Source organism: Luteibacter sp. PvP120, from assembly GCF_054055715.1.
The window spans coordinates 112486-138680 of sequence record NZ_JBSRXP010000011.1; the positions used below are offsets into that span (position 1 = coordinate 112486).

20 protein-coding genes are annotated in these 26195 nt (G+C 66.6%); 11 read left to right on the forward strand and 9 right to left on the reverse strand.

Translation table 11 applies throughout. The features are described 5' to 3' along the window. The first annotated feature begins 1 nt into the window (after nt 1). Nucleotides 2-1015 carry a low-specificity L-threonine aldolase gene (gene ltaE / locus ACVKN3_RS17910; RefSeq protein ID WP_354516992.1) on the forward strand — a complete coding sequence of 338 codons (1014 nt, stop codon included), beginning with the start codon at nt 2-4 and terminating at the stop codon, nt 1013-1015. Here the strand turns inward: ltaE and ACVKN3_RS17915 are convergent. The 4 genes from ACVKN3_RS17915 to ACVKN3_RS17930 all read right to left on the reverse strand — a co-directional run bounded on the left by ACVKN3_RS17915 (nt 1009) and on the right by ACVKN3_RS17930 (nt 4126). Next, a complete protein-coding gene (locus tag ACVKN3_RS17915; protein WP_285402711.1) occupies nt 1009-1788 on the reverse strand; it encodes an N-acetylmuramoyl-L-alanine amidase in 780 nt (259 codons plus the stop codon). The two genes, ltaE and ACVKN3_RS17915, sit on opposite strands and share 7 nt — an antisense overlap. Then, nucleotides 1785-2225 (reverse strand): hypothetical protein, encoded by a 441-nt coding sequence (locus ACVKN3_RS17920; protein ID WP_285402713.1) that lies wholly within the window; start codon nt 2223-2225, stop codon nt 1785-1787. The genes ACVKN3_RS17915 and ACVKN3_RS17920 overlap by 4 nt, the downstream gene beginning before the upstream one ends. 90 nt (nt 2226-2315) lie before the next feature. Next, on the reverse strand, nt 2316-3431 hold the full coding sequence (gene zapE / locus ACVKN3_RS17925; protein ID WP_354516995.1) for a cell division protein ZapE: 1116 nt from the start codon (nt 3429-3431) through the stop codon (nt 2316-2318). Then, entirely contained in the window at nt 3428-4126 is a 699-nt protein-coding gene (locus ACVKN3_RS17930) for an alpha/beta hydrolase (protein WP_354516997.1), read from the reverse strand. Before ACVKN3_RS17930 ends, zapE begins: the two co-directional genes overlap by 4 nt. Nucleotides 4127-4174: 48 nt before the next feature. On the opposite strand from ACVKN3_RS17930, the gene ACVKN3_RS17935 reads away from it, so the two are divergent. Beyond that, nucleotides 4175-4813 (forward strand): acyl carrier protein phosphodiesterase, encoded by a 639-nt coding sequence (locus tag ACVKN3_RS17935; protein WP_285402719.1) that lies wholly within the window; start codon nt 4175-4177, stop codon nt 4811-4813. On the opposite strand, the gene ACVKN3_RS17940 is transcribed toward ACVKN3_RS17935, so the two are convergent. Next, nucleotides 4785-5282 carry a c-type cytochrome gene (locus ACVKN3_RS17940; protein ID WP_285403079.1) on the reverse strand — a complete coding sequence of 166 codons (498 nt, stop codon included), beginning with the start codon at nt 5280-5282 and terminating at the stop codon, nt 4785-4787. The genes ACVKN3_RS17935 and ACVKN3_RS17940 overlap by 29 nt on opposite strands. 347 nt (nt 5283-5629) lie before the next feature. Between ACVKN3_RS17940 and ACVKN3_RS17945 the strand changes: the two genes are divergently transcribed. The 4 genes from ACVKN3_RS17945 (at nt 5630) to ACVKN3_RS17960 (ending at nt 15948) form a co-directional block, all read left to right on the forward strand. Further along, nucleotides 5630-6886 carry an efflux RND transporter periplasmic adaptor subunit gene (locus ACVKN3_RS17945; RefSeq protein WP_354516999.1) on the forward strand — a complete coding sequence of 419 codons (1257 nt, stop codon included), beginning with the start codon at nt 5630-5632 and terminating at the stop codon, nt 6884-6886. Nucleotides 6887-6955: 69 nt separating this feature from the next. After that, on the forward strand, nt 6956-10204 hold the full coding sequence (locus ACVKN3_RS17950) for an efflux RND transporter permease subunit (RefSeq protein ID WP_285402723.1): 3249 nt from the start codon (nt 6956-6958) through the stop codon (nt 10202-10204). Nucleotides 10205-10337: 133 nt separating this feature from the next. After that, on the forward strand, nt 10338-13463 hold the full coding sequence (locus tag ACVKN3_RS17955) for an efflux RND transporter permease subunit (protein ID WP_285402725.1): 3126 nt from the start codon (nt 10338-10340) through the stop codon (nt 13461-13463). Nucleotides 13464-13710: 247 nt separating this feature from the next. Next, nucleotides 13711-15948, forward strand: a complete 2238-nt coding sequence (locus ACVKN3_RS17960) for an NADP-dependent isocitrate dehydrogenase (protein ID WP_354517002.1) — start codon at nt 13711-13713, stop codon at nt 15946-15948. Between the two features lie 241 nt (nt 15949-16189). On the opposite strand, the gene ACVKN3_RS17965 is transcribed toward ACVKN3_RS17960, so the two are convergent. The 3 genes from ACVKN3_RS17965 to ACVKN3_RS17975 form a co-directional block, all read right to left on the reverse strand. Next, the gene (locus ACVKN3_RS17965) at nt 16190-17395 is read right to left on the reverse strand and encodes an SGNH/GDSL hydrolase family protein (protein WP_285402729.1); all 1206 of its coding nucleotides are present in this window, start codon (nt 17393-17395) and stop codon (nt 16190-16192) included. 186 nt (nt 17396-17581) lie between these two features. Further along, the gene (locus ACVKN3_RS17970; protein ID WP_354517003.1) at nt 17582-18529 is read right to left on the reverse strand and encodes an aldo/keto reductase; all 948 of its coding nucleotides are present in this window, start codon (nt 18527-18529) and stop codon (nt 17582-17584) included. A gap of 63 nt (nt 18530-18592) precedes the next feature. Then, nucleotides 18593-18796, reverse strand: coding sequence for a hypothetical protein (locus ACVKN3_RS17975; RefSeq protein ID WP_285402733.1), 204 nt, complete (start codon nt 18794-18796; stop codon nt 18593-18595). A 120-nt stretch (nt 18797-18916) separates the two neighbouring features. Here ACVKN3_RS17975 and ACVKN3_RS17980 point away from each other — a divergent pair, with 120 nt between their 5' ends. The 5 genes from ACVKN3_RS17980 to ACVKN3_RS18000 all read left to right on the forward strand — a co-directional run bounded on the left by ACVKN3_RS17980 (nt 18917) and on the right by ACVKN3_RS18000 (nt 24954). Further along, nucleotides 18917-19825 (forward strand): LysR substrate-binding domain-containing protein, encoded by a 909-nt coding sequence (locus ACVKN3_RS17980; protein WP_036139231.1) that lies wholly within the window; start codon nt 18917-18919, stop codon nt 19823-19825. Between the two features lie 257 nt (nt 19826-20082). Beyond that, entirely contained in the window at nt 20083-20256 is a 174-nt protein-coding gene (locus ACVKN3_RS17985; protein WP_354517006.1) for a hypothetical protein, read from the forward strand. Between the two features lie 159 nt (nt 20257-20415). Then, nucleotides 20416-23040 (forward strand): magnesium-translocating P-type ATPase, encoded by a 2625-nt coding sequence (gene mgtA / locus ACVKN3_RS17990; RefSeq protein ID WP_354517008.1) that lies wholly within the window; start codon nt 20416-20418, stop codon nt 23038-23040. A gap of 142 nt (nt 23041-23182) precedes the next feature. Next, nucleotides 23183-23662 carry a hypothetical protein gene (locus ACVKN3_RS17995; protein WP_354517010.1) on the forward strand — a complete coding sequence of 160 codons (480 nt, stop codon included), beginning with the start codon at nt 23183-23185 and terminating at the stop codon, nt 23660-23662. Between the two features lie 167 nt (nt 23663-23829). Beyond that, nucleotides 23830-24954 (forward strand): acyltransferase family protein, encoded by a 1125-nt coding sequence (locus ACVKN3_RS18000; RefSeq protein ID WP_354517012.1) that lies wholly within the window; start codon nt 23830-23832, stop codon nt 24952-24954. On the opposite strand, the gene ACVKN3_RS18005 is transcribed toward ACVKN3_RS18000, so the two are convergent. Continuing rightward, entirely contained in the window at nt 24919-25944 is a 1026-nt protein-coding gene (locus ACVKN3_RS18005) for an MBL fold metallo-hydrolase (protein WP_354517014.1), read from the reverse strand. The two genes, ACVKN3_RS18000 and ACVKN3_RS18005, sit on opposite strands and share 36 nt — an antisense overlap. Nucleotides 25945-26195 lie beyond the last annotated feature (251 nt).

Here is a 26195-nt window from a genome sequence, read left to right on the forward strand (position 1 = left end):
CATGAAAACCGTCGACCTGCGTAGCGATACCGTCACCCAGCCCTCCGAGGCCATGCGTGAGGCCATGTGGCGCGCACCGGTCGGTGACGACGTCTATGGCGAGGACCCGACGGTGAATGCGCTGCAGGAACGCCTCGCCGGCGAACTGGGGTTTGCCGCCGCGCTGTTCGTGCCGACCGGCACGCAGAGCAACCTGCTCGCGCTGATGAGCCACTGCGAGCGCGGCGATGAATACATCGTCGGCGCGGACGCCCATACGTATCGCTTCGAAGGCGGCGGCGCGGCGGTGCTGGGATCGATCCAGCCCCAGCCCATTCCCCAGGCCGCCGACGGCACGCTGCCATTGGACCGGGTCGAGGCCGCGATCAAGCCGGTCGATCCGCACTTCGCCCGCTCGCGGCTGCTTGCACTGGAAAACACCTGGCATGGCCGCGTGCTCCCCTTCGATTACCTGGCGCAGGCGCGTGAGCTGGCGACTCGCCGACATCTCGGCCTGCACCTCGACGGTGCACGCCTCTACAACGCTGCCATTGCCTACGGCCGGCCCGCCCGTGAGGTCACGGCGGGCTTCGACAGCGTGTCCGTCTGCCTGTCCAAGGGGCTGGGGGCGCCGGTGGGCTCCGTGCTGCTCGGCGACACGGCGTTGATCGAACGCGCCAGGCGCTGGCGCAAGGTGGCAGGCGGCGGCTGGCGCCAGGCCGGCATGCTGGCTGCGGCGGCCATGTATGCGCTGGATCACCATGTGGAGCGCCTGGCGGAGGATCACGCGCGTGCCGGTCGTCTGGCCGCCGGGCTGCGCGCCGTCGACGGTCTTGTCGTCACGGGTTGCCATACCAACATGGTGTTCGTCGACGTTCCGGCGGATCGGCTGAAGGATCTCGCCGCGCACATGGCCCAGGCGGGTATACGCCTGAGCATTGGCTACCTGCCGTCGGTCCGGCTGGTGACCCATCGGGACATCGACGACGAAGGCGTCGAGCGGACCATCGCCGCGTTTGCAGACTTCGCCTACTGACGCGGCGCCATCAGCTTGCGTTGCAACGAGTAGAGGATGGCCGCGTCGGTGGCATCCAGCGTGGGCGATTCCATGCCGCGGTAGTGGCGGTGGAAGGCGATGATGGCGTTGCGGGGATTGGACACGTCGTAGCCCACGAGCCGGATGGCGGCGAGGCTGTCGAAGCCGGTGGGTGCGGGCACGAGCGTGGCATCGGGCCACAGGCCGAAGCCGTAGCGCGCCAGCGTCGCCCATGGGAAGAGGGCGCTGGGATCGTTCTTGCGGCCCGGCGCGATATCGCCGTGACCGACCACGGCCTGCCGCGGGATACCCAGCCGCGACGTGACGTCGCCCAGCAGGGCGATCAACGCCTGGATCTGGGCGGGCGTGAAAGCCGACACGCCATCGTTGTCGATCTCGATGCCGATGGATGACGAGTTGATGTCCGTCATGTCGGCCCAGTGGGCCGCGCCGGCATGCCAGGCACGCTGGCTCTCGTCGACGAGCTGGTCGATGCGCCCGTCCATCTCCACCAGGTAGTGGGCGCTGACCGGACCCTCGCTGTTGCGGGTGCGCAGCACACGCAACGCCGCACCGGCATCGCCGATGGACGTGTGGTGCAGGACGATGAGCTGCGCCTTGCGCGCGTTGAAGTTCGGCGAAGGCGTCCAGTGCGCGAGCGCACTGCGTTGCGGTGCGACGGTCGGTGCCCCGGCGCAGGCCGTGAGCAGCACGGCAAGCAAAACGCCCGCTACGGTGCGGGCGTGCCTGGCGAGACGGGTGCGGTGGATCATTCGGTGCGGAAATCGCTGCTGGTGATGACCCACTCGATTTCGTCGCCCACGTCGCCCACGTCGTTCTTCGAGGCGACGACGATGTGCAGGTCGACGCAATCGTGGCCCTCGGAAAGCCATTCGGTCTTCTCCAGGTCCATGTGTGCGTCCTTCAGGGCGGCGCGCAGCGTAGGCATGTCGGAGGGGAAAAGCGTGATGCCCTCATGGGTGAGCGTGCCGCCGATGACCTCGATGTCGCACAGCTTGTCGTCGAGGAAACGCAGGCGGACCCATTCCGTGCCGCCGGTATCGGTGTATTCGTCCTCGTCGTCCCAGAGGGACTCGCCGCCGGCCTTCCAGCCGAGGGCCTCGCGGAGCTTCTTGCGTGGCATGCCGAAGAAAATATCGGTGTCGCCGCGGCGAATGCCGCGACCCGGAATCAGTTCGCAATGGTCCATGGCGTTCCTCGTCAGGTGGCGCGGGATGCCCGCCCGTAAAGCATGAAGCTGCAAGCATGCGGCCTTCCAGCCGTCGCTGTCCACGGCGTATCAGGGCTTATGGTCACGCCCAAGGTAGTCCTCGCTCTGCATCTCGATCAGCCGTGACTCGGTACGCCCGAATTCCGCACGCAGCTTCGCGCCATCGTAGATCTCGGTGATCGGCGCAGCGGCCGAGATCACCAGCTTGACGTGGCGGTCGTAGAACTCGTCGACCAGCAGCACGAAACGCTTGGCCTCGTTCTCGGTGAACACGGTGAACTGCGGCACGCCGGACAGGATGACCGTGGGATACGTCTTCGCCAGTTCGATGTAATCGGCGACGGCGCGCGGGCCCTCGCACAGGGCGGCAAAATCGAACCAGACGATGGTGTCGGCGCGCTTGCGCACGGGAATGTCGCGCCCGTTGATGGTGATGTCGCCCCCTTCCACCGTGTCGCCCTGCGCCTGCGTGGAAAAGATCCGCGCCTGGGAAAGCTCGGCCTCGACGCCCGGGGGCACCAGGTACACCGAGGCCTGGCTGAGCGCGCGCAGGCGCCAGTCGCGCGGCGAGACCATCTCGTGCACGACGCAATGTGCCTCGATCGCCGCGATGGCGGGCAGGAAGCGGGCACGCTGCAGGCCGTCGCGGTACAGGCCTGGGGGCGGCGTGTTGGAGGTGGTGACCAGCGCGACGCCGCGCGCGAACAGGCCGTCGAGCAGGCCTGCGAGGATCATCGCGTCGCCGATGTCGGAGACGAGGAACTCGTCGAGGCAGAGCACGCGGCATTTCAGCGCGATCTGTTCGGCCACTTCGTCCAGCGGGTTCTGGCGCTCGCCCAGGTCGCGCAGCATGCCGTGCACTTCCAGCATGAAACGGTGGAAATGGCGGCGAAGCGCCAGGCCGGGCGCGAGGCTGGAGACGAACAGGTCCATCAGGAAGGTCTTGCCACGGCCCACGCTGCCCCACAGGTACAGTCCCGACACCGCCTGGCGCGGTTCGCTGGCCAGCATGTTGCGCAGGCGGCCGAACAGACCGCCCCCCGTGACGGGCGCCGGCGCGCACAGTGCGGCATGCAGGCGGTCGAACTGGGCGATGACGGGCAACTGGGCGGGGTCCGATTCCCAGCGATGGCCCGCGATGCCGTCCCGGTAGCGCTCGCCGGGTGTCAATGCCGTGCAGGTCATGCGGCGTCCGGCCTCGGCGGCCAGTCCTTCACCGCGTTCTTGATCGCGCCGCGCAGATCCATCAGCCGGCGATGGAAGAAGTGACTGGTTTCTTCCATCCTCACCAGATGTGGCCGACGGGCTTCGGGAAGGCCGTCGATCCAGTCGTAGACGGCCTGGGGCTCGACGATCTCGTCGGCGTCGCCCATCACCACCAGCCACGGGCAGGAGGGGAGCTCCAGCTCGGAGAAATCCCAGCCACGACCGGCGGCCGGCGGGGCGATGCTGATAAGCGCACCGGCGTCCAGACGTGCGGCATTGCGCAGGGTGACATAGCTGCCGAAGGAGAACCCGGCCAGCCACAGCGTGGCGCCCGGGCGGGCCCGATGCGCCCAGGCAACGACCGCCGCGAGGTCGTCGCTCTCGCCGATGCCGTTGTCGAACGGGCCCTCGGAGGCGCCTACGCTGCGGAAATTGAAGATCACCGTGTCCACGCCCGACTCGCGCAGCGACCGTTCGATCATGGTCACCACCTTGTTGTGCATGCTGCCCCCGTCGGTGGACAGCGGGTGGCAGATGACGGCAACGGCTTGGCGACGATGTTCGGCGTCGCTCGGCTTGGCTTCGCATTCGAGCTTGCCTGCGGGGCCGGCCAGCGCGAAGCTCAGGGTCTCGTCCGGAAAATGCTCCGGCGCTGTAGGTAGAAGTGCGCTCATGCCCTCCATGATAACCGGTGGCCGTTCACGACGCGGTGGGTTGGGCTCGTGAACGTGCTTGCGCACGCGCTGCTGGCGGGTAACGACACCGCGTTGCGCCTGGGCGGCGCCATGGGCGACTTCGTGCACGGCACGCCGGGCGACCACCTGCCGCCGGGTGTGCGGCAGGGCATCTACCTGCACCGGGCCATCGACAGCTTCACCGACTCACACGCCGAGGTGCGCGCCGCCCGTGAGCGCATGCCGCCGCCGTTCCGGCGCTATGCGGGCATCCTGCTGGACATGTGGTTCGACCACTGCCTGGCGCGCGATTTCGACCGCTGGTCCGACCAGCCGCTGGATCGATACGCCAGGGGGCTGCGCAGGGAACTCCATGATGCCGGGCCCCTGCTGCCCGACGCCCTGAAGCGCTTCCTGGGGTACATGGACGCCAATGACCTGCCGGCGGGTTACCGGGATGCCGCCGCCATCGGCAAGGCGCTGCGCGGTATCTCGCAACGGCTGTCGCGGGCCAACCCCCTGGCCGAGGCCATGCCGCTGCTGCTGGCCGAGGACGAGGTGCTGAAGGCCACCTTCGAGAGGTTCTTCCCGCAGTTGCGGGCTTTTGCGGCGCACTGGGTAGCCGAGCGCACGGCGGGATCCCCGGTGGTGGATGGCCTTACTTGGCCTGGTCGGCCATCCACTTGACGGTGTTGGTGACCTGCTCGTCCGTCAGCGACGGATTGCCGCCCTTGGCGGGCATGTGGTTGCCATCGGGGCCGGTGTAGCCCTCGATCGCGTGCTTGGTCAGCGTGGCGATGCCTTCGGCAAGGCGGGCCGACCAGGCGGCCTTGTCACCCAGCTTCGGCGCACCGGCCACACCGGCGGTGTGGCAGCTGTGGCAGAGGTTGTCGTAGATGGTCTTGCCGTCGGTGCTGCCACCGTAGGCCACCTGGGCCGCGGCGGCCTTGGCGGCGGCATCCTGCGCGGCCTGCATGGCGGCGCGGCCGGTGTCACCCGCGTAGACCGCCCCGACGGGCGCGATGCGTGCTTCGGTGCGCTTGGCGACCGCCGGGTCCTGGTCCTTGGGGATGTGGCTATAGATGATGTAGGCCACCACCATCAGGACGAGGGCCAGGACGCTCAGGCCGGCCGTCAGCAGCGAAAACTGACGCATGAAGTTCTGGTCGGACTTGCTTGGAGAACCGCTCACGCATTCACTCCACTGGATTTGGGTGTGCCGTCCCCCTCCCCGGGCTCCGGCGTGCCTGCAAGCCGCGTTGCGGCGCTAACCGGGCGAGTATAACGGAACCTCCGCACGTGTCAGCGGTCCCGGATACGCCCTTCCGCGGGCCGGCGGCCACGCCCCCAAGGGGCAAACCGTGCCGTCAGTCATGCTGTACCCCTGTCAACCGGCATTGTTCAATGCCGTTCCCGTAACCCTATATTGTCGTCGTCGAACCTTATCTTCGCGCGAACGGACGGCAACGACCCGTCGTCCGGCTATCCACCTGGGAGTGTTTCATGTCGCGTTTCTGGAAAATCGCGCTGGCCGTCGTCGTCGTCGTGCTGATCGCGGGCTTCTTCGTCGCTCGCCACCACCGGGCCAAGGGAGCCGATTCCTCGGCCACCGCCAGTGCGCAGGCCAACGGCGAGGGGCAGGGCAAGGACCAGCCGCCGGTGCCGGTCACGGTCGTTCCCGTGGTCAGCCAGGATGTCCCGGTCTACCTGACCGCGCTGGGCACCGTGCAGGCGCGCAACACGGTGACCGTGCGCCCGCAGGTCGGCGGCCAGCTGATGAAGCTGAACTTCCAGGAAGGCCAGGAAGTGAAGAAGGGCGACGTGATCGCCGAGATCGACCCGCGCACCATCCAGTCGAACTACGACCAGGCGGTGGCGAGACTCAAGCAGGACCAGGCGCTCGCGGCCACGGCGAAGAACAACCTCGACCGCTCGCAGAACCTCGTCAGCAAGGGCGGCCAGCAATACGTGTCCAAGCAGGACCTGGACAACCTCAAGAACAGCCTCGACCAGGCCGCGGCCACGGCCAACGCCGACCAGGCCGCCATTCGTGCCGCCCAGGTGCAATTGGGCTTCACCAAGGTCATCGCGCCGATCGACGGCCTGGCGGGCATCCGCTCGGTGGATGCGGGCAACATCGTGGCTACCACGGACGCCATCGTCACCCTGACCGAGCTGCACCCCATCTACGTGATGTTCTACCTGCCCGAGAAAAACCTCGACATGGTGCGCAGCTCCGTCGGTGGCGAGGGCCTGTCGCAGCTGGAGGTCTCCGCGCTGGATCGCGTCGATGCCCACCCCATCGCCACCGGTCATCTGGACGTCATCGACAACACCATCGATACCACCACGGGCACCTTCCGCCTGCGCTCGCTGTTCGACAACGACAAGACCCAGCTGTGGCCGGGCCAGTTCGTCAACGTGCAGCTGAAGGTGCGCACGGTGAAGGACGGCCTGGTGGTGCCGTCGCAGGCGGTGCAGCGCGGGCCGGACGGCGACTATGTCTACCTCGTGCAGGGCGACAACACGGTCAAGATGCAGGCGGTGGAAACCGCCAGCGAGGTGGGCGACAGCCACGTGCTGCTGAGCAAGGGCGTGAAGCTGGGCGACAAGATCGTCACCGAGGGCCAGTTCCGCCTCAAGCCCGGCTCCAAGGTGCAGCCGCTCGCCCCGGGCCAGGTGCCCGCCGCGCCCACGGCGGACGAGCTGCAGAAGGCCAAGACCGGTCAGCAGGGTCGCCAGGGCGGCGGTCGCCGCTGACAAGGCGTGGCGCGCTCATGACGGGCGCGCCGCCACCGGACCGCAAGGTCCCGACACCAGGACTTACCCGTGGGTTTTTCGACACTCTTCATTCGCCGACCGATCGCGACCTCGCTGCTGATGGTGGCGGTGCTGTTGCTCGGCATCCTCGGCTACCGCCAGTTGCCGGTGTCGGCGCTGCCGGAAATCGATGCCCCCAGCCTGGTCGTCACCACGCAGTACCCCGGTGCCAGCGCATCCACCATGGCGGCCCTGGTCACCACGCCCCTGGAGCGCAACTTCGGCCAGATCTCCGGCCTGGGCTCGATGAGTTCGGATTCCTCGGCGGGCCTGTCCACGATCGTCCTGCAGTTCAACATGGACCGGGACATCGACATCGCCGCGCAGGACGTGCAGGCGGCGATCAACCAGGCGCGCGGCACGCTGCCGAACAACCTGCCTTACCCGCCCGTCTACAACCGCGTGAACCCGGCCGACGCGCCGATCATGACCCTGATGCTCACCTCCGACAGCCTGCCGCTGCGTGACGTGAACAACTACGCCGATTCGATCATCGCCCAGAAGCTCGCGCAGGTGCAGGGCGTGGGCCTGGTTTCGATCGCCGGCAACGTGCGCCCCGCCGTGCGCATCCAGGTCAATCCCGCGCAGCTGGCCAACCTCGGCCTGACCATGGAGGACGTGCGCAGCTCGCTCACGCAGGCCAACGTCAACGCACCCAAGGGCACGCTCAACGGCAAGACCCAGTCCTACAGCATCGGCACCAACGACCAGCTGTCCGATGCCGCGGAATACAAGGGCACGATCATCAGCTACAAGAACGGCGCGCCCGTGCGCCTGTCCGACGTGGCCAACGTAATCGACGGCGTGGAAAACGACCAGCTGGCCGCCTGGGCCAACGGCAAGCCGGCGGTGCTGCTGGATATCCGGCGCCAGCCCGGTGCGAACATCGTGCAGACGGTGCAGCAGATCCGGCAGACCATTCCCGACCTGCAGAAGGTGCTGCCGGCGGATGTGCACCTGAAGATCTTCTCCGATCGCACCATCACCATCCGTGCGTCGGTGGAGGACGTCCAGTTCACGCTGATCCTCACCATCTGCCTGGTGGTGGCGGTGATCTTCGTCTTCCTGCGCCGCCTGTGGGCCACGGTGATCCCGTCGGTCGCGGTGCCGCTGTCGCTGATGGGTACCTTCGGCGTCATGGCGTTCGCCGGCATGTCGCTGGACAACCTCTCGCTGATGGCGCTGGCGGTGGCCACCGGCTTCGTGGTCGACGATGCCATCGTGATGATCGAGAACATCGTCCGCTACATCGAGCAGGGCCAGGACGCCAAGACCGCGGCCGAGGTGGGCGCGAAGGAAATCGGCTTCACGGTGCTGTCGCTGACCGTCTCGCTGGTGGCCGTATTCCTGCCGCTGCTGCTGATGCCGGGCGTTACCGGGCGCCTCTTCCACGAGTTCGCCTGGGTGCTGACCATCGCCGTCATCATCTCGATGCTGATCTCGCTGACGCTCACGCCGATGATGTGCGCGTACCTGCTCAAGGCCGACCAGCTGCCGGAAGCGGAGGATGCCCACGAGCACGCCACGGCGTCCGGCAAGCACACGGCATGGTCGCGGCTGGTCGACGGCTACGGTCGCAGCCTGGACTGGGTACTCGACCATCGCCCGCTGACGATGATCGTCGCGGCGCTCACCGTGGCGCTCACGGTCGTGCTCTACATCGTGATCCCGAAGGGCCTGCTGCCCGAGCAGGACACCGGCATGATCACGGCGGTGGTGCAGGCCGACCAGAACGTGGCCTTCCCGCAGATGGAAGACCGTACCAAGGCCGTCGCCGATGCGTTGGCGAAGGACCCGGCGGTGGCCGGTGTCGCCGCCTTCATCGGCGCCGGCTCGATCAACCCCACGCTCAACCAGGGTCAGCTGTCGCTGGTGCTCAAGGATCGCGGCGATCGCGACGACCTCGACACCGTGCTGCCGCGGCTGCAGAAGGCCGTCGCCAACATCGCTGGCGTGGCGCTCTACCTCAAGCCCGTGCAGGACGTGACGCTGGATACCCAGGTGTCCGCCACCGAATACCAGTACTCGCTGTCCGACGTGAACTCGACCGAACTGGCCGGGTACGCGCAGCAGATGACGTCCGCGTTGCGCAAGCGCAAGGAACTGGCCGACGTCGACAACAACCTGGCCGACCAGGGCACCGCGCTGAAGCTGACCATCGACCGTGATAGTGCCAGCCGTCTGGGCGTGCCGGTGCAGACCATCGACGACACGCTCTACGACGCCTACGGGCAGCGGCAGATATCGACCATCTTCACCCAGCTCAACCAGTACCGCGTGGTGCTGGAAGTGGCGCCGGAGTTCCGCAACAGTGCCGACCTGCTCAACAAGCTGACGGTGCGCGGCAACGGCAACGGTGCGCTGACCGGCTCCAACGCCACCAGCTTCGGCCAGCTGGCGTCGAGCAACTCGGCCACGCCGTCGGGCATCGGCAACAGCGGCAACGTCGGCTTCCAGGTCGGTGGCGGCGGCAACATTCCCATCGCCGCGCTGGCCAGCGCCGTCGTCACTACGGCGCCGCTGGTGGTCACCCACCTGCAGCAGCTGCCGGCGGTCACCGTGTCGTTCAACCTCGCGCCGGGTGAGTCGCTGTCCTCGGCCGTGGAAGCGATCCACGAGGTGGAGAAGCAACTCAACTTCCCGCCGCAGGTGCGCGGTCAGTTCATCGGCAAGGCGGCGGAATTCTCTTCCTCGGTCGGCGACGAAGTGCTTCTGCTGCTGGCATCCATCATCGTGATCTACATCGTGCTGGGCGTGCTCTACGAGAGCTACATCCATCCGCTGACGATCATTTCCACCCTGCCGCCCGCGGGCGTGGGCGCCCTGCTTGCGCTGATCCTGTGCGGCATGACCCTGTCGGTCGACGGCATCGTGGGCATCGTGCTGCTGATCGGCATCGTGAAGAAGAACGCGATCATGATGATCGACTTCGCCATCGAGGCGAAGCGCACCGGCCTGAATGCGCACGACGCCATCCGCCGCGCATGCCTGCTGCGCTTCCGCCCGATCATGATGACCACCGCCGCGGCCTTGCTGGGTGCGTTGCCGCTCGCGCTGGGCAACGGTATCGGTTCGGAGCTGCGCAAGCCGCTGGGTGTCTCCATCGTGGGCGGCCTGCTGCTGTCGCAGCTGGTCACGCTGTACACCACGCCGGTGATCTACCTCTACATGGAGCGGTTCTCCGACTGGCTGGCGGAACGCAAACGGCAGCGCGCCCTGGCCCACGAGGCGGCACTGCCCCGGCCCACCGGGCGATGACGCCAGTCGCAGGCCTGCCTGGAACCACCCCTTTTCGCCGGACGGCACCCCGTCCGGCGAAACCTTTTTCCGGATGGTGCGTTAGGACGGAATCATTCCGCGCCGATCCGAGCACGATGCAGCGTTTTCCGACATGAATATCTCCGGTCCGTTCATTCGCCGTCCGATCGGCACGTCGCTGCTGGCCATCGGCATCTTCGTGATCGGCGTCATCTGCTACTCGCTGCTCGGCGTGGCGGCGTTGCCGGCCATCCAGTTCCCGGCCATCTTCGTGCAGGCGCAGCAATCGGGCGCGGACGCCAGCACCATGGCCTCCACGGTGGCCGCCCCGCTGGAGCGCCATCTGGGCCAGGTGCCCGGCGTCGAGTCCATGCGGTCGAACAGCTCGGAGGGCAGTGCCTTCGTCCTGCTGTTCTTCCAGAACGGCACCAACATCGACGCGGCGGCGCGCGACGTGCAGTCGGCGATCAACGCGGCCCAGCCCGACCTGCCCACCGGCCTGCTCAACGCCCCGTCCTACGAGAAGGCCAACCCGAACGACGATCCGGTGATCGTGCTGGCGCTCACCTCCGACACGGTGGCGCCCACGGCGCTGTACAACGTGGCCGACTCCATCCTCGCGCAGCGGCTGCGCCAGCAGGAGGGCATTGCCTCGGTGGACATCGCTGGCAGCGCGACGCCGGCCATCCGCGTCGACGTCAACCTGCGCGCACTGAACGCGATGGGCCTGTCGCCGGATCAGTTGCGCAATGCGCTCACCGCCGCCAACGTCACCTCGCCGCAGGGGTTCCTCTCCGACGGCAAGACGACCATGGCGGTGACGGCCACGGATTCGCTGCATACCGCCGACGAATTCGCCAAATTGATCATCGGCGTGAACAACAGCGTGCCGATCCGCCTGTCCGACGTGGCCAAGGTGTACGACGGCCAGCAGGACGCGTTCCAGGCGGCCTGGTTCAACGGCAAGCCCGGCATCCTGATGTACGTGTACCGCAAGTCGGATGCCAACGTCATCGATACGGTGGACCGGATCAAGGCGCAGATTCCCACCATGCAGACCTGGCTGCCGGCCGGTGTGCAGCTGCATTCGTTCTTCGACGGTACCCCGACCATTCGCGCGTCGCTGCACGAGGTGCAGGCCACGCTGCTGATCAGCCTGGCGATGGTCATCATGACGATGGCGCTGTTCCTGCGCCGCCTCGCCCCCACGGTGATCGCCGGCCTGACGGTGCCGCTGTCGCTGGCCGGTGCGTTCACAGTCATGTACGCCTTCGGTTACACCCTGAACAACCTGACGCTGCTGGCGCTGGTGATCGCCATCGGCTTCGTGGTCGATGACGCGATCGTGGTGATCGAGAACGTCATCCGCCACATGGACGAGGGCATCCCGCGGTTCGAGGCGGCCTTGCTGGGTGCGCGCGAAATCGGTTTCACCATCGTGTCGATCACCGGTTCGCTGGTGGCGGTGTTCATTCCGCTGCTGCTCGCACCGGGCGTCATCGGCATGTTCTTCAAGGAGTTCACGGTCACCCTGGTGGCGGCCATCCTGGTCTCGGCGGTGATCTCGCTGACCCTGACACCTTCATTGTGCGCGCATTTCCTTACCGCGCACGCCAACGACGAGCCGGAGTCGAAGTTCGGTCGCGCGCTCGAGCGCATGCACGAGCGCATGGTCGGCGTCTATCGCCGCGCACTCGACTGGACCCTGCGCCATGCCCTGTTGATGGCGCTCACGCCGCTGGTGCTGGTCGGCATCACCATCGTGCTGTTCGGCATGATCAAGGCCGGTTTCTTCCCCCCGCAGGACACTGGCCTGATCGGCGCGCGCGCCACGTCCAGTTCCACGGTGTCGTTCGACGAGATGCAGGCGCGCCAGACCCGGCTCACCGACATGCTGCTGGCCGATCCGGCGGTGAAGGCTGTCGGCTCGCGCCTGGGTACCAGCCGCACCGGCTCCACCGGGCAGTTCAACATCGAACTGAAGACGGTGGCGGAAGGGCGCAAGGGCACCACGTTCGACGTGCTGGATCGCCTTTCGGCGGCGGCCAACAAGTACCCCGACCTCAACCTGCGCCTGCGTCCCATCCAGGACCTGCCCACGGGCGGTGGCGGCGGCTCGTCGCAGGGTGGCCAGTATTCGGTGTCGCTCAAGGGCAACGACATCGTCGAACTGCAGACGTGGCTGCCGAAGCTCGTGGACGCGCTGAAGAAGAACAAGATGCTGACCGATGTCGGCAGCGATATCGATGCGCAGGGCCTGCGCCAGAACATGGTGATCGACCGTGATACGGCCGCACGTCTGGGCGTGTCCATCGGCAACATCGACGGCGCCTTGTATAACGCCTTCGGTCAGCGTGCGGTGTCCACCATCTATTCGGACATCAACCAGTACCGCGTCATCGTCAACGCGCTGCCGCAGATGGCTGCCACGCCGGAATCGCTCAACCAGATCTACGTGCGCTCCGACAGCGGCGCCATGGTGCCCATGTCCGCGGTGGCACGCCAGGAGCCTGGCCTGGCGCCCAGCCAGATCGTGCACGAAGACCAGTACACGAGCATGGGCGTCAGCTTCAACCTCGCTCCCAACGTGAGCATGGGCGAGGCCATGGTCATCATCCAGAAGACCATCGACGGCATGCGCATGCCCGGTGACATCCGCCTGGATGCGGGCAGCGACTTCCGTCGCTTCCAGCAGTCGCAGAGCGACATGCCGCTATTGATCCTTGCCGCCATCGTCGTGGTCTACCTGCTGATGGGCATGCTGTACGAGAGCCTGATCCATCCCGTGACCATCATCTCGACCCTGCCGGCCGCCGGCGTGGGCGCGCTGGCGGCGCTGGTCATCACCGATACCGAGTTGTCGGTAGTGGCGATGATCGCGCTGGTGCTGCTTATCGGTATCGTCAAGAAGAACGCGATCATGATGATCGACTTCGCGCTGGTGGCCGAGCGCGAGCATCACCTCACCTCGAAGGAAGCGATCCGAGAGGCCTGCCTGGTGCGCTTCCGGCCGATCATGATGACCACCATGGTGGCCATCCTGGCGGCGCTGCCACTGGCGATCGGCCTCGGCGAGGGTTCCGAGCTGCGCCGCCCCCTGGGTATCGCGATGATCGGCGGCCTGCTGATCTCGCAGAGCCTCACCCTGCTGTCCACGCCGGCGCTCTATGTGATCTTCGCCTGCCTGTCCGAACGCTGGAAGACGCGCAAGGCCCGTCGTGCCGAAAAACGCGCCCTGCGCCTGAACAAACCCGCGTAACGGTGACCATCACGGCGCAAACTGCAAACGACGCTGTGTAGGAGCGCACGATGTGCGCGATGGGGTTTGCCGCGATGCGGGGGTACCGCGTCGCCGCCCTGTTGGTTTTAGCGCACATCGTGCGCTCCTACCCCTCGGGGGGCAATCGGGCGACAATGGGCGGGTTCCTGCCCGCCGGTGCGCCCCTTGCGGCCTGCGCCGGCCAGCCCCATGACCTGGCCCACTCAAGCATAAGGCTCGCCGAATCATGTCCAGCACGCCCAAGATCATCTATACGCTCACCGACGAAGCGCCGTTCCTGGCCACCGCCTCCTTCCTGCCCATCATCGAGGCGTTCGCCGGCACGGCGGGCGTCGCCGTGGAGACCCGCGACATCTCGCTGGCCGGGCGCATCCTGGCGCAGTTCCCGGATCGCCTCACCGAGTCCCGGAAGATCGGCGACCACCTGGCCGAACTGGGTGAGCTGGCCACCCGGCCGGAAGCCAACATCATCAAGCTGCCCAACATCAGCGCCTCCGTGCCGCAGATGAAGGCCGCCATCCGCGAGTTGCAGTCGCAGGGCTATGCCATCCCCGACTACGTGGATGCGCCTGCCAGCGACGCGGACAAGGACAGCAACGCTCGCTACGGCAAGGCCATGGGCAGTGCGGTGAATCCGGTGCTGCGCGAGGGCAACTCGGATCGCCGCGCACCGCTTTCGGTGAAGAACTACGCACGCAAGCATCCGCACCGCATGGGCAAGTGGTCGGCGGAATCGAAGTCGCACGTGTCGCACATGGATGGCGGCGACTTCTACGGCAGCGAAGCCTCGGCAACGATGGCCGCGGCAGGCAGCCTGCGCATCGAGTTCACCGGCAAGGATGGTGGCACGACCGTGCTGAAGGACAAGGTGGCGGTGAAGGCCGGCGAGATCGTCGACGCCGCCGTCATGAGCCGCAAGGCGCTGGCCTCGTTCATCGACGCCCAGCTGGCCGATGCGAAGGCGCAGGGCGTGCTGTTCTCGCTGCACCTCAAGGCCACCATGATGAAGGTCTCCGACCCGATCATGTTCGGCATTGCGGTACGCGAGTTCTACAAGGACACGCTTTCCCGGCATGCGGACGCCCTGAAGCGGATCGGTTTCGACGCCAACAACGGCATCGGCGACCTGTACGCGCGCCTGGGCAAGCTCGACGACGCCACGCGTGCTGCCGTCGAGGCCGACCTTACCGCCGAATACGCGCAGCGTCCCGCGCTGGCCATGGTCAACTCCGACAAGGGCATCACCAACCTGCACGTGCCCAGCGACGTGATCGTCGATGCGTCGATGCCGGCGATGATCCGCGACTCCGGTGGCATGTGGAACGCCGAAGGCAAGCTGCAGGACGCCAAGGCAGTCATCCCCGATCGCTCGTACGCCGGTGTGTACCAGGCTGTCATCGAGGATTGCATCGCCCACGGCGCGTTCGATCCGGCCACCATGGGTAGCGTGCCCAACGTCGGCCTGATGGCGCAGAAGGCCGAGGAATACGGCTCGCACGACAAGACCTTCCAGATCCCGGCGGACGGCACGGTACGTGTCGTCGCCGACGACGGTGCCGTGGTGTTCGAACACACGGTGGAGCAGGGCGATATCTGGCGCATGTGCCAGACCAAGGATGCACCGATCCAGGATTGGGTGAAGCTTGCGGTGCAACGCGCGCGCCTGTCGGACACGCCCGCCGTGTTCTGGCTCGATCGCCAGCGTGCGCACGATGCCCAGGTGATCGCCAAGGTGGAGCACTACCTCAAGGACCACGACACCGCCGGCTTGGATATCCGTGTGCTCGACCCGGTCGCCGCGACGCGGCTGTCGCTGGAGCGCATCCGCCAGGGCAAGGACACCATCTCGGTCACCGGCAACGTGCTGCGCGACTACCTCACCGATCTCTTTCCCATCATGGAACTGGGCACGTCGGCGAAGATGCTCTCCATCGTGCCGCTGATGGCCGGCGGCGGACTGTTCGAGACCGGTGCCGGTGGCTCCGCCCCCAAGCACGTGCAGCAGTTCGTCGAAGAGGGCTACCTGCGCTGGGATTCGCTGGGCGAGTTTCTCGCGCTGGCCGCATCGCTCGAGCACCTCGGCGAACGCTACGACAACGCGCATGCCCGCGTGCTGGCGAAAACGCTGGACCAGGCTACCGGCCGTTTCCTGGACAGCAACAAGTCGCCGGCGCGCAAGGTCGGCGAGATCGACAACCGCGGCAGCCATTTCTACCTGGCGATGTACTGGGCCGAAGCACTTGCCGCGCAACAGGACGATGCCGACCTGAGGGCGAAATTCGCCGTGGTGGCGAAGACGCTGGCGGACAATGAGGCGACGATCGTCGCCGAGCTGAACGGTGCGCAGGGCAAGCCCGTCGAGATCGGGGGCTATTACCATCCCGACATGGCGCGGGTCAGTGCGGCCATGCGTCCCAGCCCGACGTTCAATGCGGCCCTGGACGTGCTGAACGCGTCGCGCTGAAGCCCCGACCACGGGCAGGCGGATTGTGAATGAGAAAGGGGCCGCACACGCGGCCCCTTCCCGTTAGCGCAAGCCCCCTTCGTAGGAAGTGTCGTTCCGTACCCACCGTGAGATGAGTTCATGCGTCCGAGGTGGCGGATGCATCATGTCCCAGAAACATGGGTAGTCGGATCGCACGCCCGTATCGCCGTACTGCGCTTTCAGATATTCCCGACGCTATGGCCGGGAATATCTGGTTCGTTCAACGCCGCAGACCCCAGGATGCCGGCGTCGCCTCGATCGCCCAACCAGCCATCAACGCATGTGTGCGAGTGGTTGGATGCAGGGTGTCCCAGAACACGTAGGCGGATGGATCGCAGCCGGCACGCAGCTTCTGCTTCTTCACGTAGTTCAGCGAGCTGGCATTGTCGATCTGCAGGCAGGAATCGGTGGTGTTGACGAAACCGAAGCGCTTCGGCTGGCGGATGATTTCATCGAACGCCGCCCGCGCGTTGACCACGCGGATCTCGGCACCGGTCGTGGCCGAAAGGCGCTCGGCAATGAGCCTGACCTGGTGGTTATAGTGTTCGACCTTGCCGACAACGGTGTGTACATCGGCCGCGCGGTACTTGAACACGGGGGCCACCGAGACGTCCGGCAGGTTCACGATGAGGATCTTGCGCGCGCCCTTGTCGATGAGTTTCTTGAGCGACGCCTCCTGCTGGGCGACGATCTGCGGCGCGGTCTTGGTGTCGTTGACGAAGTCGTTGCCGCTGGCGAGGAAGGTGAACAGCGTGCGCGACGGATCGTAGCCCTTGGCATGCCCCATGTAGTTGAAGAAACCATCGATCTGCTTGTCCACGCCGTGGATCAGGCCCAGGTGCGCGTCGCGCGTCTGCGCGCCGCCGATCGCCCAGTTGTTGAGGGTCAGGCCGGTGCGCGAGGCGAGATGCTCGATCCAGGTCGGGCCATTGCTGAAACGGCCCAGGAACCACGACGAGCCCGGCAGCTGCCATTGCGAGGCGTTGTGCATGTTACCCGTGTCGCTCAGGCTGTCGCCGAAGGAGACGATACGCTCGACCGGCTTGCCAGGCGCCAGGTCGCCGTTGTACCAGATCTCGTAGTTGTAGCTGCGGTCGCTATCGGCGGCGCCTACCGCGACCAGTCCGCTGGCGCCCTTGATCGTGGCGACCTTGGACTCGCAGGCCTGTCGGGCCTTGGCCGGGCTAGTGTCGGTGAAGAACAGGCTTCGCGAGGGCAGGACGCTGGAGCTGCGCCAGTAGCCACGCAGCGGCACATCCGCCCTGGCGAAAGCGGTCGCGGTGCCGTGGGGATCGGAAGCCAGGCGGTAGTGGCAGCGCAGTCCGGTCGTACTTTCGCCGAAGGGCGCGGCCTGCGCGGGCAGGGTCAGCGTGGCGGCAAGCGCCGCGAGCGAGGCGAGGATGAGCGGGCGTCCGGTCGTGGACATGGGTAACTCCTGTGAGGGGAAAGGACGTCGGGCTGGCTGCCCGACACCTCACATATTTCCCGCCCAGCGCCCACACGACTGCCGGAGTTGGCCGACACATCATGCAGGGCAAGTCCTGCACGATGTGTCTTACGCCTTAGGCATGGCGCCGACGACGGTCGCGACCGATGCCAGCCGCGGCGGGCGTCACTCGCCGCTGGCGCTATCCAGTCGGCTCAGGTCGTCCGTCGTCAGCTGTAGGGTCGCTGCTCTGGCCAGCTCGCCCAACTGTTCGACCGTGGTGGCGCTGGCGATGGCCGCGGCGATGGCCGGCTGCGCCATCACCCACGCCAGGGCCACCTGGGCCGGCGTGGCGCCGTGTGCCTCCGCCGTCTGGTCCAGCGCCGCCAGCACACGGTAGCCGCGGTCGGTGAGACACGCCTTGACCTTGCCGCCGCGCGCCTTGCTCTTGGCCAGGTCGGCTTCGCTGCGGTACTTGCCGCTGAGGAAGCCGCTGGCCAGCGAGTAGTAACTGATCACGCCCACGTCCTCCCTCACGCACAGCGGCTGCAGCTCCTTCTCGAAGCCCGCGCGATCCATCAGGTTGTATTCCGGTTGCAGCGACTCGTAACGCGCGAGGCCGGCGGACCGGCTGGTCTTCAGTGCGTCGTCCAGCCGCGTGGCCTCGAAATTGGATGCGCCAATGACGCGCACCTTGCCCGCCTGCACCAGGTCGTCGAACGCGCGCAGTGTCTCTTCCAGCGGCACCTTGGGATCGTCCTCGTGGGCCTGGTAGAGGTCGATATGGTCGGTCTGCAGGCGACGGAGGGAATCCTCCACGGCCTCCCTGATGTTCGTCGGCGACAGGCCCGGGTACCGATCCCACTTGGCCACCTTGGTAGCGATCAGCACCCGGTCGCGCTTGCCGGACTGTTTCAGCCAGCGCCCGATGATGGCCTCGGACTCGCCGCCCTCGTTACCTTCCACCCAGCGCGAATAGACGTCGGCCGTGTCGATCAGGTTGAGGCCGTGATCGACGAAGGCATCCAGCAACGCGAACGAGCGGGATGCGTCCGCGCTCCAGCCGAACACGTTGCCGCCGAACGCCAGCGGTGCGACCTGCAGGGACGAGCGTCCCAGTCGACGATGCATCATGCGTGTCTCCGATGAGGGCGAAAGACGCAGGATGGCCGATGCCAGGTCCAGACGGCGTGTGGGTCAGCAGGTGGTGCAGGCGGGGTCCGACGGGCTCACGGTGCGGCCCGGCGAAGGGACGGCCTTGCCCCGGCGGATGGGTGGGGCAGGCGCAGGCATCGCGGCACCGCGATAGCGTTGCGAATCGTCGCGGCCCAGGCGCAGGACGAGCTCACGGTCGACGATATGGCCGTGCATGAAGGCGAGGCCGGTGAGGATCGATGCCATGGCGGTGCTCCTGTGAACGCGTGTCGCAAAGCCTTGCGACTGTCGGTGAGCTAAAGGGTGTATGTTCCGCCAAGGCTTAAAAAGCGATATGTTTGCAAGCCCGCCTTGAGGTGAATTCACATGTCCCGCCTACCGCTCGGTCAGCTTCAGGGGTTTGTCCTGGTCGCCCGCACGGGCAAGCTCTCGCGCGCTGCGGAACAGCTCAACCTGACCGTGAGCGCGCTCAGCCACCAGGTGCGCAACCTGGAGGAGCGCCTCGGTCGGTCGCTATTCGATCGGGGGCCGCGTGGCGTGACACTCACGGCGGAAGGTACCCACCTGCTCGATGCGATCGGGCACCATTTCGAGGGCATCGAGCACGCCCTGAACCGCTATGCCTGCCGGCACCACGACACCGTCACGCTGAGCGTCCTTCCCTCGGTGGCGTCCAGCTGGCTGGTGCCGCGACTGCCCAGGCTGGTCGGTGCCCACCCGGAACTGGAACTCAGCCTCTCATCGTCCGCCTCGCTGGTCGACTTCGATCGCGAACCGACCATCGACGTCGCCTTCCGCTACGGCCTCGGGTCGTGGCCGCGCACGAAGGCCGACCGGTTGTTCGGCGAATACATCGTGCCCATCGCCAGTCCCTCGCTGGTACGCAAGATGGGCGGCCTGCCCGACACCTCGCTGGCCGGCTGGCCCCTGCTGGGCGATCCGTCCGGCCGCTGGAACGACTGGGCCGAGGCCTTCGGCATGCCCTTGCCCTCACGCTACGTGGCCCGCTTCGACAACACCGAGCACCTGCAACGCGCCGTGCTCGAAGGCATGGGCGTGGCCCTTGGGCGACTGGTCATGGCGCGCTCCCTGATCGAGTGCGGCGCGCTTACCGTGTTGTGCCAGGAACGCCTGCGGGTGGCCGAGGCGTATTACCTCGTTTACCCCAAGCGCTCGGAGACCCACGCCGGCGTGGGTCGCGTCCGCGAATGGCTGCTGGGCGAGGCTCGCGAATACGAAGCCGGCATTGCCGACGGATCGTCGCTTTCCCCTTGACCGATCCTCGCTGCGGCGCGACAATCCGCGCGCTACCGAACCGCTTCCGGTCCGGCTGGCACCCTTCTTAGCTTACCCAGGCATATGGACGTCTACCCTAGTCGACGCGCCGGCTCCCGCACGCATCGGGTCCCGGCGCTGGCAAACATCAACGCCTACGGCGACCGTTCCCGGTCGGCCGGCGCTTTCCTCCGCTAGGGAAAGTCCGGCTCTCCCGGCCCGGAAGCCGTGCGCTTCCGCTACCCGAGGATTGAGCCATGAATCTGCAGCTCGAAAAGACCGGTCCCCGCATGTTCGGCCGCCGTCTGGCGTTCGCCATCGCCCGTCGCCGCGCCGTTTCCACCGTTCCCGCCAAGCGCACCATCACCGTTCCCCGTCCGCTGGATGCACAGGAAAGCCAGGGGAAACCGGCCGTCGTCAAACTCCCGTAACGATGAACAGCGACATAGACACTACGGCGCGGCATCCGCCGTCCGTTACGTCCACCCGGAACACCGAACGTCGGCTCCGCGCCGGCGCGCACGCTTTCAGCTGACAGCTGAGGGCCGCCCGCGCCCCACCGGACGTCACGTCCGGAAAGGCAGCGAGCCATGAAGAAACAGACCTCCCAGGCGGCCGTTGCCGCCAAGACCTTCCAGCAGGTGGCCGCGGACGCGTTCCGTCCGGCCGACGAACTGCTGCATGCCCTCGATACACGGGCGGACGGCCTGGACGAGGAGGCCATCGCGGAGCGGCTCGATCGCGACGGCATCAACGAGGTGGGGCACGAGAAGCCGCCGCACTGGTCCGTGCAGCTGCTGCATGCCTTCCGCAACCCGTTCATCATCGTGCTGCTGGTGTTGGCGGTGGTGCAGCTGTTCACCGACGACGACTTCACCGGGCCGATCATCATCGGCGTGATGGTCGGCATCAGCGTGCTGCTGTCGTTCACCCAGGAGTTCCGTTCGTCGCAGGCGGCCGGTCGTCTCAAGGCGATGGTCCGCAACACGTCCACGGTGACCCGCCGTGCCGAGGACGGCCACGCCGAGCGCATCGAGGTGCCGGTGGAAGAGCTGGTGGTCGGCGACATCGTGCACCTGGGCGCCGGCGACATGGTGCCCGCGGACCTGCGCCTGCTCGCCACCAAGGACCTGTTCATCAGCCAGGCGATCCTCACCGGCGAATCCCTCCCGGTAGAGAAGATGGCGCCCAACGGCACGCTGACCCTGGGCGATGCCAACGGCCCGCTCGACCTGCCCACCATCTGCTACATGGGCACCAACGTCGTGTCGGGCACCGCCACGGCCGTGGTGATGACCACCGGCGCACGCACCTACCTCGGCTCGCTGGCGCATACGCTCTCGGGCGAGCGCGTGCAGACCAGCTTCGACCGTGGCATCTCCTCGGTGAGCTGGCTGCTGATCCGCTTCATGGCGGTGATGGTGCCGGTGGTGTTCCTGATCAACGGCTTCGACAAGCACGACTGGCTGGGCGCCTTCATGTTCGGCCTGTCGGTGGCCGTGGGCCTCACGCCAGAGATGCTCCCACTGATCGTCACCGCCAACCTCGGCAAGGGCGCCATCGCCATGTCGAAGCGCAAGGTGGTGGTGAAGCGGTTGAACGCGATCCAGAACTTCGGCGCCATGGACGTGCTGTGCACCGACAAGACCGGCACGCTGACGCTGGACAAGATCGTGCTCGAGCGCCATGTGGACCTCAACGGCGACGATTCCGACGATGCCCTGGAATACGGCTATCTCAACAGCCGTTTCCAGACCGGCCTGCGCAACCTGATGGACAAGGCGGTGCTGGCCCATCGCGACATGGAGGCGGTCGCGCGGCGCTTCCACGTCGTCGACGAGATTCCCTTCGACTTCCAGCGTCGCCGCATGTCGGTGGTGGTGGCGGACGGGCAGGGCGAGCAGCTGCTGGTCTGCAAGGGCGCCGTCGAAGAAATGCTGACCATCTGCACCGAGGCGCGCATCGGCGACGTGGTGGAACCGCTCACGCCGGAGAAGCGTGCGGAGATCCGCGCCATGACCGGCCGCCTCAATGAGGACGGCCTGCGCGTGCTGATCGTGGCGATGCGTCGCGACCCGACGGGAGATCGTGCCTACGGCGTGGCCGATGAGGCCGGCCTGACCGCCGTGGGTTGCCTGGCCTTCCTCGATCCGCCGAAGGATTCCGCCGCCACCGCCATCCGCGCGCTCAACCACCACGGCGTCGCGGTGAAGGTCATCACCGGTGACAACGAGGCGGTCACGCGCAAGATCTGCACCGAGGTCGGTCTGGACGTGCAGGAATCCGTGCTCGGTCGCGACATCGAGCAGATGGACGATGCCACGCTCGACGCGATGGTCGAGCGCACCACGGTGTTCGCGAAGATGTCGCCGGTGCAGAAGGCCCGCGTGGTCAAGGCATTGCAGCGGCGCGGTCACACCGTGGGCTTCCTCGGCGACGGCATCAACGATGCGCCGGCGCTGCGCGATGCCGACGTGGGTATCTCGGTGGACACGGCCACGGATATCGCCAAGGAGTCGGCCGACATCATCCTGCTCGAGAAGAACCTGATGGTGCTGGAAGAGGGCGTGCTCGAAGGGCGCGTCACCTTCGGCAACATCATGAAGTACATCAAGATGACCGCCAGCTCCAACTTCGGCAACGTGTTCAGCGTGCTGGTGGCCAGTGCGTTCCTGCCGTTCCTGCCCATGCTGCCGTTGCAGATCCTGGTGCAGAACCTGCTGTACGACCTGTCGCAGTTGTCCATCCCGTTCGATCGCATGGACGAGGAATACCTGCGCCAGCCGCGCAAGTGGGACGCCGGCGACATCGGGCGCTTCATGGTCTGTATCGGCCCGGTCAGTTCCGTGTTCGACATCACCACGTTCTGGCTGATGTGGCACTACTTCGGCGCGAATGACGTGGCGCACCAGTCGCTGTTCCAGTCGGGCTGGTTCATCGAGGGCCTGCTGTCGCAGACGCTGGTGGTGCACATGATCCGTACGCGGCGCATCCCGTTCCTGCAGAGCGTGGCCTCGGCGCCGGTGCTGGCCCTGACGGGCCTGATCATGGTGGTGGGCATGCTGGTGCCGTACTCGGCCATCGGTTCGCGCATCGGCATGCAGCCGCTGCCCGGCATCTACTTCGCCTGGCTGGCGCTGACGCTGGCGTGCTACTGCGTGTTGACCCAGGTGGTGAAGACGATCTACATCCGCCGCTACGGCCACTGGCTGTAGTTGGCATGGCCGTCCGCTGCCTGGGAGAGGGCTCCCACAGCGGACGGCACCCGGCGGCTACGTTGCAGCATGGGCGCGACGGGACAGACCCGCCGCGGCGAAACCGGTGTCATGTGACCTCCCCAACCAAGGAGTCACCACGATGCTTCGAATCACCTCCGTCGCCGCCCTGCTGGTCCTGCCGCTGGCGGCGTTCGCGCAGACCCCGCCCGCCACCGACCGCTACGTCGACATCGCCAACTGGCCAACCGCCGAAGCCGGCCTCGACCGTTTCGCTGGTGCCGAGGCCGCGCTCAACGCCGGCTTCGACAAGATCTGCGGCGATACCTTCTGCGAAGGCGAATACCGCAACCTGCGGCCCACGCAACTCACCTGTTCGGTCGACACCACGAAGAGCAGCATCAAGCAGTGCCTGTGGACCTTCGCCGGCACCCGCGCCGCCGTCAACACGAAGTCCGGCGCCGTGCAGACCGGTGGCAAGTTGTACAAGTGCAAGCTGCTGCTGGCGAAGGACACCCCGGTGGAAGCCTTCTACGAAGCGATGAAGGGCGACGACCCGCTCAACGCGAAGCTGCCGGGTTCGCGCTACTCCGTGTATGACGGCCTGGTCGGTTGTCTCTGATCCGCTGACCCCCGCAAGCGTCACGTGCTCCGCCGCTACCCGCAAGGTGGCGGCGGAGTCGTCGTTCGAGACATCGGACCGTCTCCTCGCCCGCGAATTGCCATATCCCGGTCGTGCATCGGCCCGCTCGCTCCGGCACAGTCCCGGTATCCAGGGGGACCACCAGCATGCACCGCACACCCGGCCTCGACACACTGCGCGCGATCGCCATCGTGTGGGTGATGCTGTTCCACAGTTATCTTGTCGGTGGCCTGGGTGACGGCTTCGGCAAACTCGAGGCCTCGGGCTGGATGGGCGTCGACCTGTTCTTCGTCCTCAGTGGTTACCTGATCGGCACGCAGGTACTGTCGGCGCTGAAGACCACGGGCACGCTGGATGCCCGCGACTTCTACCTGCGTCGTGCCGTGCGCATCCTGCCGGCGTTCCTCGTGGTGCTGGCGCTGTACGCCTGCGTGCCCGCGTGGCGGGAGACCTCCGGCATGCAGCCGCTATGGCAGTTCCCCACCTTCACCTTCAACCTGCTGTTCGACAATCCCGACAACTACGCCTTCTCGCATGTGTGGTCGCTATGCGTGGAAGAGCACTTCTACCTCGTCTTTCCCTGGCTGGCCTGGCTGCTGACGCGGCGGCCGTCCCTGCGCACCGGTGCGATCGTCGGCGTGGCGCTCGTGCTGGGCGGGATACTGCTGCGCGCGTGGCTGTGGTCGGATCGCATGGGGCCGGCGCTGGACACGGATACCCGGCCCGGGCTGGTTTACCTGCACAACCTCTACTACCCGACGTGGTCGCGGCTGGATGGCCTGGTGGCGGGCATGGCGCTGGCCGCCTGTGCCGTGCATCGCCCCGCCTGGATGGCGTGGCTGCACCGGCGCGCGGGCCGGGTTCTCGTGTTGTCGTTGGTGCTGCTGTGCGTCTGCCTTGGCCTGTTCGACGAGGCGCGCATGCAGTTCTGGCCGTGCGTGGTCGGGTTCCCGTTGCTTGCGCTGACCATGGCCGGCTTCGTCGTCGCCTTCAGCGGGCCGACGTTCCTGGCGCGCCTGCGCCTGCCCGGCGCACGCTGGCTGGCGGCGGTGTCATACAGTCTCTACCTGAGCCACAAGGGCATGGCCCACCTTACCCAGGGTTTGCTGGGCGACAGCCTGGCCGAGCATCCCCTGCTGCGTTTCGCGATCTTTGCCGCCGCCACGTTGCTCGGCGGTGCGCTGTTGCACGACATGGTGGAACGCCCGTGCCTGCGCTGGCGCGATCGCTATCGCCTACGCGCGCCACCACGGGGTCATGACGTTGGGTGAGCGCATGTCCACGCGTTCGCCCATCATCGGCGTCGTGAGCGGCACCTGCGCGGCGGCCGCCAGGGCGACGATGCGCTCGAAGGGTTCTTCCCAGGGGTGCATGGCCAGGTCGAACGTGCCGTTGTGGATCGGCAGCAGCCAGCGGCCGCGGAGGTCCAGGTGCGCCTGCAGCGTTTCTTCCGGCTGCATGTGCAAGAAGGCCCATCGTTTGTCGTACGCACCGGTTTCCATCAGCGTGAGATCGAACGGGCCATAGGCATCGCCGATCGCCTTGAAGCCTTTGAAATAGCCACTGTCGCCGCTGAAGAACACGCGCAGGTCGTCATCCTGGATCACCCAGGACACCCACAGGCTGCGATCGCTGTCGCGCAACCCGCGTCCGGAGAAGTGCTGCGCGGGCGTGGCGGTCAGGCGCAGGCCCTCCACCTCGGTGGACTGCCACCAGTCCAGTTGCTCGACCTTCGACGCGTCGATGCCCCAGTTGACCAGCTGATCGCCCACGCCCAGAGGTGCGATGAAGCGGGCGGTCTTGCCGGCCAGCTTCAACACCGCGGCCCGGTCCAGGTGGTCGTAGTGGTTGTGCGAGAGGATCACGCCGGCGATAGGCGGCAGGTCGTCGATACCGATCGGCGGTGCGTGGAAGCGTGCCGGCCCGGCCCACATGACCGGCGACGCCCGCTCGGAAAACACCGGGTCGGTGAGCCAGAACCGTCCACGCAGCTTCATCAGCATGGTGGAGTGGCCCAGGCGATACAGGCTGCGGTCGGGCGCGGCGTCCAGCATCGCGCGGTCGATCGCGTGCACCGGTATCGGCCGGTCCGGCACGGTGCCCGCAGGCTTGCCGCGCAGGAACAGCGACATGAGCTTCAGCCCTTCCCACAGGCCCATAGACGGACGTGGTCGGGGATTGGTGAAGCGGCCCTCGCGGAACTGGGGCGATTGATCGTGACGCTGAAGGGTGTGCGACGGGTGCGAAATGAGGGCGGTCACAAAGCTTCCTGGAAACAGGGGGTGTGTAACGTCGTAACTATACCAGTGAGTTTATTAATGAACGATTGCGGCGTTGGTCGCAGCCGTGAAGCATCGGTATCGGTACGCGGCTTCTCTGCGGGAAGGAGGCGTCGGGTGGTCACCCTCTGCGCTCGGGCAGCGGCCGCAAGCGGCCGAACTCGCTCAGAGGATGACCACCCGACACCTCCCTGACGACTGAGGTGCGTTGCCGGGAGAGCAACGCTCGCGGC

Coding starts and splice junctions, on each gene's coding strand:
- ACVKN3_RS17965 (WP_285402729.1), bottom strand. CDS start 17,395: ATGTCCACGACCGGACGCCCGCTCATCCTCGCCTCGCTCGCGGCGCTT.
- ACVKN3_RS17985 (WP_354517006.1), top strand. CDS start 20,083: ATGAATCTGCAGCTCGAAAAGACCGGTCCCCGCATGTTCGGCCGCCGT.
- ltaE (WP_354516992.1), top strand. CDS start 2: ATGAAAACCGTCGACCTGCGTAGCGATACCGTCACCCAGCCCTCCGAG.
- ACVKN3_RS17980 (WP_036139231.1), top strand. CDS start 18,917: ATGTCCCGCCTACCGCTCGGTCAGCTTCAGGGGTTTGTCCTGGTCGCC.
- ACVKN3_RS17940 (WP_285403079.1), bottom strand. CDS start 5,282: ATGCGTCAGTTTTCGCTGCTGACGGCCGGCCTGAGCGTCCTGGCCCTC.
- ACVKN3_RS18000 (WP_354517012.1), top strand. CDS start 23,830: ATGCACCGCACACCCGGCCTCGACACACTGCGCGCGATCGCCATCGTG.
- ACVKN3_RS17930 (WP_354516997.1), bottom strand. CDS start 4,126: ATGAGCGCACTTCTACCTACAGCGCCGGAGCATTTTCCGGACGAGACC.
- ACVKN3_RS17945 (WP_354516999.1), top strand. CDS start 5,630: ATGTCGCGTTTCTGGAAAATCGCGCTGGCCGTCGTCGTCGTCGTGCTG.
- ACVKN3_RS17970 (WP_354517003.1), bottom strand. CDS start 18,529: ATGATGCATCGTCGACTGGGACGCTCGTCCCTGCAGGTCGCACCGCTG.
- zapE (WP_354516995.1), bottom strand. CDS start 3,431: ATGACCTGCACGGCATTGACACCCGGCGAGCGCTACCGGGACGGCATC.
- ACVKN3_RS17920 (WP_285402713.1), bottom strand. CDS start 2,225: ATGGACCATTGCGAACTGATTCCGGGTCGCGGCATTCGCCGCGGCGAC.
- ACVKN3_RS17960 (WP_354517002.1), top strand. CDS start 13,711: ATGTCCAGCACGCCCAAGATCATCTATACGCTCACCGACGAAGCGCCG.
- ACVKN3_RS17975 (WP_285402733.1), bottom strand. CDS start 18,796: ATGGCATCGATCCTCACCGGCCTCGCCTTCATGCACGGCCATATCGTC.
- ACVKN3_RS17995 (WP_354517010.1), top strand. CDS start 23,183: ATGCTTCGAATCACCTCCGTCGCCGCCCTGCTGGTCCTGCCGCTGGCG.
- ACVKN3_RS17955 (WP_285402725.1), top strand. CDS start 10,338: ATGAATATCTCCGGTCCGTTCATTCGCCGTCCGATCGGCACGTCGCTG.
- ACVKN3_RS17915 (WP_285402711.1), bottom strand. CDS start 1,788: ATGATCCACCGCACCCGTCTCGCCAGGCACGCCCGCACCGTAGCGGGC.
- mgtA (WP_354517008.1), top strand. CDS start 20,416: ATGAAGAAACAGACCTCCCAGGCGGCCGTTGCCGCCAAGACCTTCCAG.